At 76.3% G+C, this 1,167-nt stretch carries 2 protein-coding genes; both read left to right on the plus strand.

Annotation, left to right across the window (positions count from 1 at the left end; translation table 11 throughout):
• Nucleotides 1–119: 119 nt before the first annotated feature.
• Nucleotides 120–479 (plus strand): SAM-dependent methyltransferase, encoded by a 360-nt coding sequence (locus tag AC2W7G_RS16830; protein WP_485869450.1) that lies wholly within the window; start codon nucleotides 120–122, stop codon nucleotides 477–479.
• Nucleotides 480–504: 25 nt separating this feature from the next.
• Nucleotides 505–1,158 carry a glycerophosphodiester phosphodiesterase gene (locus AC2W7G_RS16835; protein ID WP_485869451.1) on the plus strand — a complete coding sequence of 218 codons (654 nt, stop codon included), beginning with the start codon at nucleotides 505–507 and terminating at the stop codon, nucleotides 1,156–1,158.
• Nucleotides 1,159–1,167 lie beyond the last annotated feature (9 nt).

The following is a 1,167-nucleotide window of genomic DNA, read 5'->3' on the forward strand; positions in this document are numbered from 1 at the left end:
GGCGGCCTGGGAGCGGGCGCTGCTGGAGAACGAGGGCGACGCGGCGTGCTCGTGTGGGGCGACCCCGCGCTGTACGACTCGGCGATCCGGCTGGCGACCGCATCGAGGCCCGCGGCGTCGTGGACGTCGCGGTCGAGGTCGTGCCCGGGCTGAGCAGCGTCCAGCTGCTCGCGGCCCGCCACCGGCTCGTGCTCAACACGATCGGCGGCCCCATCACCATCACGACCGGGCGCCGGCTGCTCCGAGACGCCGAGCACGGCGACAACCTCGTCGTGATGCTGGACGGCGGGCTCACCTGCCGGCGGCTGCCCGACCCGTCGGCGTGGCACGTGTGGTGGGGCGCGAACCTCGGCTCGTCCGACGAGCAGCTCGTCGCCGGACGTCTGGACGAGGTCGCCGGCGAGATCGAGTCGCGCCGGGCCGCGGCCAAGCAGGCGCGCGGCTGGGTGATGGACACCTACCTGCTGCGCCGCGCCTGACGCCTCCACCCGGCGCGATGAGCAGGTGGACGTGCTCGCCGTGGCGCACCGGGCCGGCAACTCGCTGGCCGGCCTGCACGCCGCCAACCGGCTCGGGGTGGACGTCGTCGAGTGCGACGTCCACGCCCACCACGGGCAGCTCGAGGTGCGCCACCTGCGCACGGCCGACCCGCTGCCGTTCCTGTGGGACCGCTGGGAGCTGGCGTCGGCGTCCGCGCCCCGGCTCGGGCTGGAGGAGCTGCTCCAGGCCGGGCTCCGCGGCGCGACCGCGATGCTCGACCTCGAGGGACGCACCGACGACGTCGGCGGCGAGGTCGCCCGGCTGCTGCACGAGCGGGCCCGGGTGGACGACGTCCTGGTCTGCGGACGCACCTGGCCGGCCGTCGACCGCGTCGCGGCCCGGCACGAGGGGCTGCGCCGCGTGCTGTCGGCCCGGAACCGGCGTGAGCTGGCGGCCCTCCTGCACCGGCTCGACGACGACGCGCCGCACGGCGTCTCGCTCCACGCCTCGCTGGTCACGCCCGACGTGGCCGCGCGGGTACGGCGCCGTGTCCCGGTGCTCATGACCTGGCCGGTCGACGACCTCGCGACGCTCGACCGCGTCGTCGACGCCGGCGCGAACGGTGCGATCAGCGACGACCCGGACGTGCTGGTCGCGGTGCTGGCCCGGCGCGGCTGAGCTCAGCCC

It is taken from the genome of Aeromicrobium sp. PFPM2_SD2, assembly GCF_057364525.1.